Annotated in this window: 12 protein-coding genes; 5 read left to right on the top strand and 7 right to left on the bottom strand. The window is 61.7% G+C overall.

Going from position 1 to position 14,145, the window contains the following annotated elements; translation table 11 throughout:
• Nucleotides 1-56 precede the first annotated feature (56 nt).
• The 3 genes from HMPREF2879_RS03365 (at nucleotide 57) to HMPREF2879_RS03355 (ending at nucleotide 2,616) form a co-directional block, all read left to right on the top strand.
• Entirely contained in the window at nucleotides 57-437 is a 381-nt protein-coding gene (locus tag HMPREF2879_RS03365) for a taurine ABC transporter substrate-binding protein (protein WP_070634822.1), read from the top strand.
• 5 nt (nucleotides 438-442) lie between these two features.
• The gene (locus HMPREF2879_RS03360; RefSeq protein ID WP_070634821.1) at nucleotides 443-1,801 is read left to right on the top strand and encodes a hypothetical protein; all 1,359 of its coding nucleotides are present in this window, start codon (nucleotides 443-445) and stop codon (nucleotides 1,799-1,801) included.
• 437 nt (nucleotides 1,802-2,238) lie between these two features.
• The gene (locus tag HMPREF2879_RS03355) at nucleotides 2,239-2,616 is read left to right on the top strand and encodes a twin-arginine translocase TatA/TatE family subunit (RefSeq protein ID WP_005505243.1); all 378 of its coding nucleotides are present in this window, start codon (nucleotides 2,239-2,241) and stop codon (nucleotides 2,614-2,616) included.
• 91 nt (nucleotides 2,617-2,707) lie between these two features.
• On the opposite strand, the gene HMPREF2879_RS03350 is transcribed toward HMPREF2879_RS03355, so the two are convergent.
• From HMPREF2879_RS03350 to HMPREF2879_RS03340, 3 genes are read right to left on the bottom strand one after another with little or no spacing between them, the layout of a single operon-like run.
• Entirely contained in the window at nucleotides 2,708-3,910 is a 1,203-nt protein-coding gene (locus tag HMPREF2879_RS03350) for a P-loop NTPase (protein ID WP_070634820.1), read from the bottom strand.
• Nucleotides 3,900-4,844 carry a DUF1003 domain-containing protein gene (locus HMPREF2879_RS03345; protein ID WP_070634819.1) on the bottom strand — a complete coding sequence of 315 codons (945 nt, stop codon included), beginning with the start codon at nucleotides 4,842-4,844 and terminating at the stop codon, nucleotides 3,900-3,902. The genes HMPREF2879_RS03350 and HMPREF2879_RS03345 overlap by 11 nt, the downstream gene beginning before the upstream one ends.
• The gene (locus HMPREF2879_RS03340; RefSeq protein WP_049341854.1) at nucleotides 4,837-6,165 is read right to left on the bottom strand and encodes a magnesium transporter MgtE N-terminal domain-containing protein; all 1,329 of its coding nucleotides are present in this window, start codon (nucleotides 6,163-6,165) and stop codon (nucleotides 4,837-4,839) included. The genes HMPREF2879_RS03345 and HMPREF2879_RS03340 overlap by 8 nt, the downstream gene beginning before the upstream one ends.
• Before the next feature lie 131 nt (nucleotides 6,166-6,296).
• Between HMPREF2879_RS03340 and HMPREF2879_RS03335 the strand changes: the two genes are divergently transcribed.
• Nucleotides 6,297-7,256, top strand: a complete 960-nt coding sequence (locus HMPREF2879_RS03335) for a hypothetical protein (protein ID WP_012903160.1) — start codon at nucleotides 6,297-6,299, stop codon at nucleotides 7,254-7,256.
• A gap of 149 nt (nucleotides 7,257-7,405) precedes the next feature.
• Here HMPREF2879_RS03335 and HMPREF2879_RS03330 read toward each other — a convergent pair whose 3' ends face one another.
• Nucleotides 7,406-8,935: an aminopeptidase P family protein gene (locus HMPREF2879_RS03330; RefSeq protein WP_005508501.1), complete on the bottom strand. Its 1,530-nt coding sequence runs from the start codon at nucleotides 8,933-8,935 to the stop codon at nucleotides 7,406-7,408.
• Nucleotides 8,936-9,150: 215 nt separating this feature from the next.
• Here HMPREF2879_RS03330 and HMPREF2879_RS03325 point away from each other — a divergent pair, with 215 nt between their 5' ends.
• Nucleotides 9,151-10,119, top strand: a complete 969-nt coding sequence (locus tag HMPREF2879_RS03325; protein WP_083309628.1) for a PHP domain-containing protein — start codon at nucleotides 9,151-9,153, stop codon at nucleotides 10,117-10,119.
• An 89-nt stretch (nucleotides 10,120-10,208) separates the two neighbouring features.
• On the opposite strand, the gene HMPREF2879_RS03320 is transcribed toward HMPREF2879_RS03325, so the two are convergent.
• The 3 genes from HMPREF2879_RS03320 to HMPREF2879_RS03310 all read right to left on the bottom strand — a co-directional run bounded on the left by HMPREF2879_RS03320 (nucleotide 10,209) and on the right by HMPREF2879_RS03310 (nucleotide 13,937).
• Entirely contained in the window at nucleotides 10,209-11,480 is a 1,272-nt protein-coding gene (locus tag HMPREF2879_RS03320; protein WP_070634818.1) for a DNA-methyltransferase, read from the bottom strand.
• Between the two features lie 8 nt (nucleotides 11,481-11,488).
• Nucleotides 11,489-13,207, bottom strand: a complete 1,719-nt coding sequence (locus HMPREF2879_RS03315) for a DEAD/DEAH box helicase (RefSeq protein ID WP_070634817.1) — start codon at nucleotides 13,205-13,207, stop codon at nucleotides 11,489-11,491.
• Nucleotides 13,208-13,709: 502 nt separating this feature from the next.
• Nucleotides 13,710-13,937, bottom strand: a complete 228-nt coding sequence (locus HMPREF2879_RS03310) for a DUF3107 domain-containing protein (RefSeq protein WP_005505268.1) — start codon at nucleotides 13,935-13,937, stop codon at nucleotides 13,710-13,712.
• Nucleotides 13,938-14,145 lie beyond the last annotated feature (208 nt).

Here is a 14,145-nt window from a genome sequence, read left to right as displayed (position 1 = left end):
TATTTGAATTTAGGTGACCGTCAGGGGTTGACGGTCCTGCATGATATGAGATTGACATGAACTTTCTTCTGATTCTGCTTGCCCTGCTGATTTCGGGCATTGCGGTGCTCTCCGTTGTGGCGCTCGGCGGTGAGCGTGCCGTGCCCGGTGCCGCGTTCTTCAGCGGCGTGGGCCGTGACGGTCTGGGCACCTTCGACCGTGTGGAGGATTTCGGCTTTATCGCTCCTCTCGTCGGTGCATCCGAAGATAACAAGGCACTTGAGAACGCACCCGCCGCTGAGTCTGCTGCTTCGACCGCAGAATCTGCTGATGCTAACGTTGCTGCCGCTGAGTCGGTTCGCCGCGGTGCGGTTCCGCTGGCTGATGATGCGGAGAGCACCTTGAGCGCGCATGACTTTGTGGAGAAGCGAAAGAACCCGCAGGCTGAGGGGAACTAACGCCCGTGAGTGTTTCGCCTGAACGTAATAGTGCTTCCCCCGCGTATTCTCCCGCGCAGGGTGCCGCCATCCCCGCCTCCACGAAGGAACAGGGCGAGTCTTTTGATGAGTTGCTGACCTGGGCGTACACCGCCGCCGGTGAGCGCCTGCACCGGGTGGGGGAGCGTCTGCGTGCCCTGCCCGCGTGGCTGTCGGTACTGCTGATTTACGGTCTGTCCCGCGTGTGGGGTTTCATCGTGTTTGCCGTGGTCGGTCAGCAGCAGCTGCGCAGCCCGTGGGGTCAGCATCTGGATTATTTGTCGTTCATTAGCATCTGGGATGCCGGCTGGTATGAGCAGATCGCGGTACAGGGCTACCCGAGTGAGCTGCCGGTGAATGCGGCGGGTGTGGTTCAGCAGAATCAGTGGGCTTTTTACCCGATTTTCCCGCAGCTTTCCGGTGCTATTAGCCATGCGACGGGCATCGGGTACTACCCGGTGGCGGCGACGGTTGCTCTGCTTGCCGGTTTCGCGGCGGCGTGGGTGATTTATCTGCTGTTTGAGGCGTCGTTGAAGGCGACCGGTTTCACAAGTGAGGAGTCGCCTTCTGCCCTGTCTATGTGGGCTGTGGCATTGGTGTCGTTCTTGCCGGTGGCGCCGGTGCTTCAGGTGCCGTATGCGGAGTCGCTGAACCTGGTGTTCCTTGCCGGTGCGCTGCTGTGCCTGGTTCAGGGACGCTACGGCCTGCTGGTTCCTGTGGCGGCGTTGGCGTGCCTGTCCCGCCCGGTGGGTGTGCCCCTGGGTGCGGCAGCCGGCCTGTGGTGGTTTGCATGCTGGGTGCGTTCGAGCCGCCAGTCGGGTATGGGTGCGGCGTTTGTGCGTCATCTGGGGCAGCTGGTCAGCGCCTTGGTGGTGTGTGCGTGTGCGCTGGTGTGGCCTGCGATTGCGTGGTGGGCTACGGGCCGTGTGGATGCGTACACCGCCACGGAGACGGCGTGGCGCGGTACCCATTTGGCGCCGATTCAGCCGTGGCTTTCGCAAGGGTACCTGTACTTTGGGTATGCGGCTCCGGTGCTGCTGACTCTGCTGATTTTGGGTTTTATTGCTCTGTGTTTGAGCCCCCTGGCGCGTAGGGTTTTGGCGGCTCCGTTGAACCTGTGGTGCCTAAGCTATTTTGCGTATTTGATTCTGTTTTTGAATCCGCAATCGTCGACGTTCCGCCTGTTGTTGCCGTTGTTCCCGCTGGTGATTGTGGTGGCGGCGGCGAGCCGTTCGCGGGCGTATCGTTGGGCGCTGCTGGTGGCGGGTGCGTGTGCGCAGTGGGGCTGGGTGGGCTGGCTGTGGCATTGGAAGCAGCTCCCCGGCGGTGGAGATTATCCGCCGTAAACCGAATATCGTGACTGGAGACCGCCGGTGTGCTGCCGGCGGTCTTTTGCGTTCGGGAGGCGGGCATGCCTGCGGTTGGAGCCGCAGCGTTTTAACCCGGCGGTGGAGATTACCCGCCGTAAACCGCTGATTCTTTCCAACAGGTGCTTGAGACCGCCGGTGTGCTGCCGGCGGTCTTGTGCGTTCGGGAGGCGGGTGTGCCTGCGGCTGGAGCCGTAGCGTTTTAACCCGGCGGCGGAGACTACCCGCCGTAAACCGAATATTGTGTCAGGAGATCGCCGGTGTGCTGCCGGCGGTCTTTTGTGTTCTTAGCCGTGAGCGCAATGCTCCTCCGCGGTGCTGTAGCGTACGCCTTCTGCTTGTCCAGAGCTTAAAGACACGTCCAGAAAGCGCCGCGGGTTCGGCGGTGCTGGCTCGGAACTGATAATCTATATTCTGTGTTTGGTATTAGTGGCACCGAGTTGATTATTTTGGCCATCATCACGTTTGTGGTGATTGGCCCCGAACGCATGCCCGAATACGCCCGCCAGATTCGTGAATTCGTCAAGACTGTGCGCCGCATGGCGTTCGACGCGAAGGACGACTTCAAGGAAGCCCTGGGCGAGACGGGTCTGGAAGATATTAACTGGCGCCAGTACGACCCCCGCCAGTACGATCCGCGCGTGATTGTGAAGCAGGCATTCGCTGAGGATGACGCCGAGCGTGAGCGTGAGGCGAAGGAACGTGAAGAGGCGCTGCTGAAGGAGAAGGAAAAGTCGGAGAGCCGTGCTCTTCCGCGAGGCGCATACGCCCCCTTCGACGTGGACGCAACCTAAGATTTTGAATAGATAAGAACCCCGCACCGTGATGGTGCGGGGTTCTTTCTATTCTCAGCTGTTTGGCCGTCAGCTTCTAGACGCTCAATCTCTAAACGAAGAGCGGCAGGTTCTGACCCGCCCTCGACTCGCCCGACTGCAGCAGCTGCGAGGCGATGGACTGGATTTCTTCTGCGGTGGCGGAGTCGGGGTAACCCCACACGACAGGCATGCCATCGTCGCCGCCGGTACGCAGGTTCACATCCAGCGGGACGGAACCGAGCAGCGGTACCGGGTAGGAGAGCGCCTCCGAAAGACGCTCAGCGAGCACCCGGCCGCCGCCAGAACCGAACATGTCGAGCACGGTGCCGTCCGGCAGGGTCATGGCAGCCATGTTCTCCACCACGCCCACGACCTTCTGACCGGTCTGCAGGCTCAGAGTACCGGCACGCTCCGCCACATCCACCGCGGCGTGCTGCGGGGTGGAAATGAGCACCAGCTCCGCATTCGGCAGCAGCTGAGCCATGGAGATGGCAATATCGCCGGTGCCGGGCGGCAAATCGAGCAGCAGCACATCCAGGGCACCGAAGTGCACGTCCATGATGAACTGCTCCAGGGCACGGTGCAGCATGGGGCCGCGCCACGCCACCGGCTCGTTGCCCTTGAGGAACATGCCGATAGAAATCACTCGAATAAAGCCGCCGCTGACCTTCTGCTCACCCCAACGCTGGGCGGGGGCGGGCACATCCACGGTCGGCGGAAGAATCAGATCATCCAGTCGGGTCGGGGCATCGGTAATACCCAGCAGACCCGGAATCGAGAAGCCGTGCACATCCGCGTCAATAATGCCCACCGCAAGCCCGCGCGAAGCGAACGCCGCGGCAAGATTCGCGGTCATGGAGGACTTACCCACACCGCCCTTACCGGACACCACACCGAACACGCGGGTCAGCGAACCGGGCGCGGTAAACGGGTTGGAACGCTCCGGTTTGAGCATCGAACGCAGGGCGGAACGCTGCTGCGGGTTCATCGCACCCACCTGCAGCTGCACACGCTCGATACCCTCAACGGTGGCGGCGGTGTCACGAACCTGCTGCTCGATGGTGTTCTTCAGCGGGCAACCCTCAATGGTGAGTAGCACCGTGACCTCAGCCCAGTGGCGGCCGGGAATCGGCTCACCGTGCTCATCCAGTTCAGGATGCACGAGCGCAGTCTCCACCATGCCCAGCTCCGTAATGGGGCGGCGCAGTTCGGGGTCCTCGACGCGGGCAAGCGCCGCGTAGAGGGCATCCTGCAGCGGGTTATCAGCGGTCACGGGCACCTCCCTCACGGGTGCGCTCTGCATGCTGCTGTGCTTGCTGAGATTCGCGGCTCTGAGGCTGGCTCAAATCGCCGTGACGGGAATCCTGCGCGGAGTCCTTTACAGAGTCCTTCGCGGAGCGTTCAGCCTTATCAGAGGACTTATCGGCGCCGTTATCGGCACCCGCAGACTCCTTCTTCTCAGAGTTCTGGTCCTCAGAGCCCTGCTCCTCAGCGTCCTTCTCCTCACCCTCGGAAGTGTCGATATCGTCGATAGCCTCCTCCAGGTCCTCAATGTCCTCACTGATGTCCTGCAGCTGCTCGGCGTGACGCTCCTGCTCCTGCGCAATGTTCTGCAGTTCCTCAAGAATGTCGCGCAGCTCGCTACGGACAAAGTCACGGGTCGCAACCTCACGCAGAGCAATACGCAGCGAAGCAATCTCGCGGGTCAGGTACTGGGTCTCCTCCAGGTTCTGCTGGTCACGCTTACGGTCCTCAGAGGCCACCACGCGGTCGCGGTCGTCCTGACGGTTCTGCGCCAACAGCAGCAGGGGAGCAGCGTAAGAAGCCTGCAGGGACAGCATCAGGGTCAGCAGGGTGAAGTTCAGGCTACGCGGGTCGAACTGCATCTCCTCCGGCGCCAGGGAGTTCCACGCCAGCCACACGCCACAGAAAATGGTCATCCACATCAGGAACTGCGGGGTACCCATGTAGCGCGCAAAACCCTCGGTCATGCGGCCGAAAGCGTCCGGGTTGGGGCTTGAGAACAGCTTCGGCTTGCGGGTGCCGGGGGTGCTCAGCTGCGAGTCGCTACGCTGCGGGCGGGAGTCGCCGCGCTCGCGGTTGCGTTCAGCGTACTTCTTCTCCAGGCGGTCCTTGAGGATGCGCGCCTTATCGATGCGGGGGTTCTCTTCGGTACGGTTTGCGTCGCGGCGGTTCGAATCAGGCAAAGCGTCGTCCTACCTTTCGTACGGGAGTTCCATCATCGTAAGTGCGCCAGTCTTCGGGCAGGAGCGCATCGAGCACGTCGTCGATGGTCACTGCGCCTACCAGGCGGTGCGATTCGTTCACAATGGGAACGATGGTCAGGTCATAGGTCGCCAGCACGCGTGCCAGCTCTTCCAAACTTGCCTGGTCAGAGACAGGCTCAGTGTCGGTATCGAGGATGTGACCAATCGGCTCACTCGGCGGCACACGCAGCAACTTCTGCATGTGCACCAGACCCAGGTACTTGCCGGTCGGCGTTTCCAGGGGCGGGCGGGTCACCATGACGGCAGCCGCCATCGCCGGAGGGATCTCCTCGGCGCGGATGTGCGCGAGCGCCTCCGCAACGGTCGCCTCCGGGGAGAGGATGATCGGCACCGGGTTCATGAGCGAACCAGCGGTACCCTCGTCATATTCGAGCAGTCGACGCACGTCGTCTGCTTCGTCGGGTTCCATGAGTTCGAGCAGCTTTTCACGCTGGGCGTCGTCCAGTTCGATAAGCAGGTCGGCGGCGTCGTCCGGTTCCATCTCTTCGAGGACCTGCGCGGCACGCTCGTCGTCCAGGTGCGACAGAATCTGCACCTGGTCCTCGGCGGGTAGCTCCTGCAGAACGTCTGCGAGGCGTTCATCCTGCAGCTCGGCGGCGATTTCGACCATGCGCTTATCGCTCATCTCGTGGATAGCGTCCGCAAGGTCGGCGGGCTTGGAATTCTCGTGGTTCGCCACGAACGCGGTTGCCGCCTGCGGTTCCACGTCGGTGGAGAGCAGAGCCTCGTCCCAGTCGACGATGAGGGTCTCCTTGGAGCGGCGGCGCCACGTGCTGGAGGAGGAGCTGACGCGGGAAACGAACAGTTCGGTCACGCCCCAGTCGCCGTTGCGGCGCTGCTCAATGGCGATGTCCTCAATGACGGCGTCGCCGCTGCCGTCGAGCAGACGCACGCGGCGGTCGAAGAGCTCACCGACGATGAGAGTCTCAGAGTTGCGCTGTTCGAAGCGGCGCAGGTTCACCAGGCCGGTTGAAATAATCTGGGAGGCGTCGATGCTACGCACTCGGGTCATGGGCATGAACACGCGTTTCTTGCCGAGCACCTCAACGATGATGCCGACAACAATGGGTTCGCTGCCCTTGGCGGGGCGGGCGCCCGCAATGGATGCGCCCAGGCCGCGTTTGAGCACGACGACGTCTCGGAGACGGCCGAGGCGGTCACCGAAGGGGTCAAAAACGTCGAGGCCCAAAAGGCGGGCAATGTAAATCTTGCTGGGGGTGCTGAACTTCGAATTGCTCACCTCTCTAGGGTACGCTCCGCCGCGGGGATTCGCACTTTGAGAAGCCGAAATTGAACGGGTGTTCGCTACGCCTATAGAGGAGCTAACTGCCCACCGGGTCCAGGGTTGGGGCGGGCGGTAGAATAGAAGCCATGACTTCTAACCTGCCGAATATTCCCTCGACCCCGACTTCTTCTTTCGTTGCCTCGCGCCTGGCGCAGGCTCAAGGCAAGCCCCTGCCCGCCGGTGAGGCGATCGCCTCCTTCGTGCGTCACGATGATGCGCTCGCCGCCTTTGACGTGCTCAGCGAGCAGGATTATCCGGTCACGGCGCTGTACCTGGTCAACGACGGCATCCGCCAGGTGGAGTACCCGGTACCGTTGCCGTATGGCCGTATCTTGACTTTTGCAGCGCTTCGAGGGGCAGGATTCGGTGCGTTTTTTGCACTGCTGGTTATAGCCTCGACTAATGACTCCTCTGCGTTTGAGGTAATAAAGTATGTGCTGCTGTCGATGGCTATGTTTGTGCTCTGGCAGATGTTCGTTTTGCGTCGCTCTCATGGGAGCCGCCATCCGATGCGTGCCGAATCAATTCCCTCGCGTACCGTGATGTACGCTCTGCCGGAGTACGCTCAGGATGCGCGCCGCGTGCTGGGTGCGCATCCTCGCTTTTCGGCGGCGGTTGCGGCTGCTCGTGCGGCGGCTGCCCCGGAGGCTTCGCAGGCTCGTGCGGCTCAGAGCACCGTCTCGATGAATGGTGCACCGGTTCCGACCGGTGCGCCGAAGGCTCCTTCGTACCGTGCGCAGGCGGGTAGCCAGCCGGCACCGAACCAGACCCTGCCCGAGCGTGACACTACCGCGCAGAATGCGGTGTCTCAGAGCGCGGCGCAGAACATGCCCGCACAGGCTGCACAGTCCACTCAGCCTGCAGAACAGGCAAGTACTGGCCAGGTGACCGCTCAGAAGTCAGATACGCAGAAGCGTCCGGCTCAGCGGTACGGTCTGCGCGTGGACGACCCGGAAGAATACGCGAAGCTGATTCAGCCCAAGCCGCAACGTCCGACTCCGCGCCCGCAGGGCCTGCAGGATAAGTCCTCGAAGGACTCCGAATAGCCGTAAGGCACAACGGCGGGAAACAGGCATAGAAGATACGCAGCGCAGAAGATACGCGAAAAGCCCCTCACCGAAACGAATCGGTGAGGGGCTTTCGCTATGCACATACAACCGGCACTAACCGGTGCTGGTGGTGTGAAGAGTCAGGCTTACTTCGCCAGCTTCGCCATCCACTCCTCAATGCCCTCAACGGTGCGGGGCAGTGCAGCAGACAGGTTCACGTTGCCGTCCTCGGTGCAGAGCACGTCGTCCTCAAGGCGGATACCGATACCGCGGTACTCCTCGGGAACCGACAGGTCCTCGTCCTTGAAGTACAGGGCCGGCTCAATGGTGAAGACCATGCCCGGCTCCAGCTCAGCCCACATGTACAGCTCAGCCTTAGCCTGTGCGCAGTCGTGCACATCCAGGCCCAGGTGGTGGCTGGTGCCGTGCGGCATCCAGCGGCGGTGCTGACCGCCCTCAACGGTGAGCGAAACATCAGCGGAAACCGGCAGCAGGCCCCACTCTTCCAGACGGTGCGCCAGAACGTTCATGGCTGCCTCGTGAATCTCGTAGAACTTGGTGCCCGGCTTAGCCACAGCGAATGCAGCGTCAGCGGCATCCAGCACAGCGTTGTAGACCTTCGCCTGAACCTCGGTGAACTTACCGTTCACGGGGAAGGTGCGGGTCACGTCTGCGGTGTACAGGGTGTCGTCCTCAACGCCTGCGTCCAGCAGCAGCAGCTTGCCGTCATCGACGGTGCCGTTGTTACGGATCCAGTGCAGGATGGTTGCGTTGTTACCGCACGCTGCGATGGTGTCGTAGCCCAGGTCGTTACCGTCGGTACGTGCCACGGAGAAGAACGCAGTCTCAACGACGCGCTCACCGCGGTGGTGCTCCTTAGCCTTCGGCAGTGCACGAATGACCTCTTCGAAGCCCTTGACGGTCATGTCAACGGAACGCTGCAGGTTCTCAACCTCGATAGCGTCCTTAATCAGGCGAGCCTCGGAGAGAGCCACAGCCAGCTCGGAGTCCAGCTTGTCAGCCTGCTCCAGCTCCACGCCGGTGTTGTAGCGGGAGGTGTCAACCAGCGCGTCAACAGCCGGGTCAACGTTGCGGACCAGGCGGATGTTCACGCCGCCCAGGCCCTGGTTACCGGCGTTCTTGGTGATAGCAACCTCAAGCTCGGACAGGTCGCGGGTACGCAGACCGAAGCGCTCGGAGAATTCCTTCAGGGTGGGGCGGGGACCAACCCAGAACTCGCCGTAGCGTGCATCCGCGTAGAACTCGGTGGTGTCGCGGCCAGCCAGCGGGCGGAAGTACAGGGTGACCTCGTGGTTGGAGCCGTTGTCGCCGGTACCCTCTTCGACGGGCTCGAAGATCAGCACGGCGTCAGGCTCGTGGTCGATGCCCAGGCCGGTCTGGTGCGCAAACGCCGAGTGGGGGCGGAAGCGGTAGTCGCAGTCGTTGGAGCGGACCTTCAGCGGGCCTGCAGGCAGGACGAGGCGCTCGCCGGGGAATGCCTTGGAGATCTTGGCGCGGCGCTCAGCTGCGTAGTCTGCTACGGGCTCGCGGGTGTAGCCGTCATCTTCGGCCTTGGCCCAGTCCTTAGCAATGAATTCGGTGAACGCAGACGCCTTAGGGGTGCTGCGGTGGTCGTTCTTCTGAGCTTCGGTGCTCTTCTCGTTGTTCTCAGTCATGGGTTAATCATATCTCCTTCACCACAGGTGGGCAGGTGTTTTAGCGCTTTTGACCATAAGAGGGGCGCGGTGGGGCAGAATATATCTTTGACTTGCGACCGGGTGCCTGATATTGCGCCGCCGATATTGGTAGGGTTGAATCAGAAGAGTAGATGACATACCTTAAAACCCCGCTGAGGTGGCGACGAACTAGCAGGGGCGGGGAAGGAGAGAATATGACGCAGACAGAACACCGAAATAGTGCACCTAATGCGCAGCAGGCACTGCAGCCCGCTGAATCGGGTGCGCCTGAAAATCTGAACCGTGCCGGGCGTTACGATTTGCATATTCACTCCGCTATTTCTGACGGCACGCAGAGTCTGACCGAGCTGGTGCCGCTGATTGCTCGCGCCGGGTTGGCTGGGTTTGCGCTGACTGATCACGATACGACGGCTGGTTGGGCGCAGGCGGCTCAGCTGGCGGATGAGCACGGTCTGGATTTTCTGCCGGGTGCCGAGTTCTCCTGCCGTTATCGGTACACCGACGGTGAGGGCCGCGCACGCACGAAGACTATTCATCTGCTCGCTTATGGTTTTGATTCGGTGGGTTCGGAGTTGGCGTGCCGTGTGGAGGCGATTCGTGCCAGCCGTGAGGGCCGTGCGCAGGCTATTGTGGGCCGTCTTGCCGCTGACTACCCGCTGACCTGGGATGACGTGTTGGCGCAGGTGGGGGAGGGGAACACGGCGGTGGGCCGCCCCCATATTGCTGATGCGCTGGTTGCTGCCGGTGTGGTTGCTGATCGTTCTGAGGCTTTCGCGAAGCTGCTGTACACGGGCAGCCCCTACTATGTGCCGCAGGATGCGCTGGACCCGCTGGAGGCGGTGCGTCTGGTGCGTGAGGCTGGGGGCGTGCCGGTGATTGCGCACCCGATGAGTACGATGCGTGGGCCCGCATTGAGCCTGGAGTACCTGGGTTTGATGGTGGATGCTGGCCTGGCGGGTGTGGAGGTGTATCACCGCGAGAACTCTCCGGAGGACCGCGCGCGTCTGCTGGAGTTCATTGAGCGTCAGCGTGCGGCGGGCCGTGAGGTGCTGGTGACGGGGTCGAGCGATTATCACGGTGCGGGCAAGCCGAACCTGCTGGGTGAGAACACGACGGATGCGGTGACGGTGGCTCGCATCCGCGAGCAGCTGGCTTCTCAGTAGTAAGACGAAAGAGTGTGGGGCGGGTTCCTTATTGGGAATCCGCCCCACACTCTTAACACGTGCTCTTATGAACGCGCAGACAAGACCGCCTAGACGCTCTCACGCGACGCATGATGCTGCAACACCGCACCCGCAGCCGCCGCATCCAGCTGAGCAGCCGCACGCGCCGCACGAGCCTTAGCCCGCGCCTGATGCTGACGCTGACGACGCAACTCATCACGACCATCAATACGCATCTTCTTATCCACCGCATCCATCGACCGGTGACGCACAAACCGGCACGACGCGCCCTCAACCGGCTGCGTAGTCTCCGTGAGCGTATCCAACACAGCCTTCAACGCATGACGGCTCGCTGCCGTCAACGCATCACGACTCGTACCGCCACGAACACCCACCGTACGCTTCGGCGTGAACAACACACTCGCCCCACGCGGAACACCACGATACTCAGCGAACGACACCGGATCAACGCCCAGGCGCTTAGCCATCACCTCAATAGCCGGCGGATTCTGATCCACACACACGAACTTACGGCCCAGCTGAGCCGCCGCCGCACCCGTAGAACCAGAACCAGCGAAGAAATCCAACACCCAATCACCCGGGCGGGAACTCGCCGCAATCATACGACGCAACAAACCCGTAGGCTTCTGCGTGGGATACCCCGTCTTCTCCTTACCCGTAGGCGACACAATAGTATGCCACCACACATCTGTAGGGAGCTTACCGCGAGAAGCCTTCTCCTCAGTCACCAAACCGGGAGCCATATACGGTTCACGATCAACCTCCGTAGTATTGAAGTAATAGCTGCGGTGATCCTTCGCGTACACCAAAATATTGTCGTGCTTCGTCGGCCAGCGGCGCGTAGACTTCGCACCGTAGTCGTAAGCCCAAATCAGCTCATTAATGAAGTTCTCACGACCAAAAATCATGTCGCACATAATCTTCACATAATGAACCTCACGCCAATCCAGGTGCAGGTACAGGGTGCCGTCCTGCGCGAGCAGACGATGCGCCTGCTCAATACGCGGCGCTAGGAACGCCCAATAATCCTCGAATGAGTCGTTATAGCTCGCCAGAGTCTGCAGGGTGCTCGAATAGCTCTTGCCCTTAAAACCGGTGCGGTCACCCTTCTCAGAAGCTTCCGCGCTCAACGTGCGGCGCGTCTGCTTCTTACCCGTATTGAACGGCGGGTCAATGTAAATCACGGTGAACGCACCGTCGGGCAGCTCACGCAGATACTCCAGGTTATCTGCCTGTACCAGCAGCGAGGGGCCCTGCGGATCGAAAACCGTCGAATCCGTGCGGGGCGACTCAGCGGCAGGGGAGGGCGCGGCAGGCGCCGGGGATGCTGAAATACCCAACCCCGGCCCTAGCCTTCAGAACCAGCACGGTCAGCGCCACGGCCCTTACCGCGAGAACCCTCAGAACGAGAACCTTCAGCACGCGAGCCTTCAGAGCGGCGGCGGGTACGGCGGCCCTCACCCTCCACGGGCTGGCCCTCAACACGGCGGGTACGGCGACGCTGACGAGGTGCACGCTCAGAACGCTCAGCAGAACGTTCGGTACGCTCGGATGCGGCCTGCTCGTTACGCTCGGAAGAACGCTCAGTGCGCTTGCGGCCCTCGGAACGGCTACGGCGCTCGCCGCGGCCCTCACCAGAACGACCCTCGCGGCCACCGTCACGACCACCGCGAGAACGGCGCGAACCCTTCTCGCCATTACGGCCACCCTCACGGGAACCGTCGCGGCCACCGCGAGAACGAGCCGGACGGCCATCACGCGAGTCGCGGGCGCTCTCAAAGAACTCGTCGCCCATGCCCTCAGCCACGCGCTCCTCGCGCGGCAGGCGGCCCTTAGTGCCAGCCGGAATGTTCAGATCGTAGAACAGGTGCTCAGAGGAAGAGTACGTCTCAACAGGCTCAGGAACACCCAGCTCCAGGGCGTCGTTAATGACCTTCCAGCGCGGCAGGTCATCCCAGTCAACCAGGGTCACAGCGGTACCCTCATTGCCGGCACGACCGGTACGGCCGGTACGGTGCAGGTAAGTCTTCTCATCCTCGGGCACGCGGTGGTTAATCACGTGGGTCACGTCTTCAACGTCAATACCGCGAGCCGCCACGTCGGTCGCAACCAGAATGTCGACCTTGCCGGTGCGGAACGCCTTCAGCGCCTGCTCACGCGCAACCTGGTTCAGGTCACCGTGCAGGGGAGCGGCAGCGAAGCCACGGTTCACCAGCTCCTCCGCTACGCGGGCAGCGTCACGCTTGGTCTTGGTGAAGATGACGGTGCGGCCGCGGCCGGTAGCGCGCAGAATGCGGCCAATCATCTCGTCCTTGTCCAGGTGGTGCGCACGGTAGACGACCTGACGGATCGACGCCTTAGTCTTCGAGGCGTCCTCGGGGTCAGCGGCGCTAATGCGCATGGGCTTGGTCATGTACTGGCGTGCCATCGCAATGACCGGGCCGGGCATGGTTGCGGAGAACAGCATGCTCTGGCGGTCCTCCGGCAGGTAACTGAGGATCTTCTCAACCGACGGCTGGAAACCCAAATCCAGCATCTCGTCAGCCTCATCGAGGACCACGATCTTAACCTGCTTCAGGTTCAGGAAGCCCTGCTGGTACAGGTCGATAATGCGGCCGGGGGTGCCCACCGCAACCTCCAGACCGCGGCGTAGCAGCTCAGCCTGAGGCTCAATCGGCACACCACCGTACAGGGTGGCGACGCGGGCGTTGCGCAGCTTCGCGGCAATCGCCAGGTCCTCGCCCACCTGAATAGCAAGCTCACGGGTCGGAACCAGAATCAGCGCCTGAGGTGCGCCGGGGTACTCCAAATCAGCCCAACCCTCATCGTCGCGGCCGACCACACGCTGAATGGTGGGCAGACCGAAGCCGAGGGTCTTACCGGTACCGGTCTTTGCCTGACCAATGATGTCCTGGCCAGACAGAGCCACGGGAAGAGTCAGCTCCTGGATGGGGAAGGGGGAGGTAATGCCAACCGCCGCGAGGGCGTCGCTAATATCCTGGCGAACGCCGAAGTCGGCGAAGGACTTTGCAGTCTGAGTGGTTTCCTGCGTGTTCGTTTCAGTCACTGGACCGTATCTTTCTACCCCTGCTCGGGGTGTGTTTCTCCCCGAAACGGGGGTGTACCAGTCAGCGCCTCAATGGTGGAGGCGGTGACGGGCGGGCGTCGAAAGCCGGCCGCGGGAAATTCTTACACGGGAAATTCTTACCGAGACGCCGCCTGCACGCATGGTTATTACTCATGGTTCATTCATGATGAGAAGGCGGTGCAGCCTCGGGGTCTTGAAAGGGGTACGACCGGTCATTCACTTAACCCCTCAATATTAACCCGGATTTGCTTCCGGCGCACCCCCGACCGGTTGTGGTGTGCGCCCGTGATGGGCGATATACCGCCCCAAAACCGGGTGCCGCGAGGTTTTTGCGAGGGCGGTTTAAAACGCAAACCCCCGCATTCGGCACGGCGTAACCACGTGACGCATAAAGCGCACGCACAGCGCATAAAGCGCGGTTACGCATCGTGACGGATGCGGGGGGGGGGGGCTAAAGCTAAAGGGGGTTCAGCCGCCGAAATTAGGCGCCGATACCGAAACCAACGTGACGCTTAGCGTCGGAACCCAGCTCGACGTAGCCAATCTGAGCGCCAGAAATCAGGGTGGTGTTGCCCTTATCATCCATAATCTGCAGCAGCGAGCCATCCTCAATAGCCTTCGAGACCTTCTCCATGAGGATTTCCTTAGCCTCACTGGTCTCAACAACGATTTCACGAGCAATGTGGCGAATGCCAATCTTGATTTCCATGAGTCTCCTCGCAGAATAGTCCGGCGCAACCAAACGTGCGCCGGGTATGGGAACTGTCTTATCTAGCATCTACTCTAGCGTGAATGCGCCCATCGGCACCGTGAACGGGCGGTACTTCGCCGGGGGCTAATAAAATACTCGCCGCCGGATGCGCAGAAACAGGCGCGAAAGTAGCCTTAAACAGAGCAGGACAGGGGAGGGAGAGCAC

This window comes from Rothia sp. HMSC069C04 (assembly GCF_001812895.1).
Classification (GTDB): domain Bacteria; phylum Actinomycetota; class Actinomycetes; order Actinomycetales; family Micrococcaceae; genus Rothia.
Note: the sequence above shows the minus strand (reverse complement) of the source record. Positions and strands in the feature narration are given on the sequence as shown.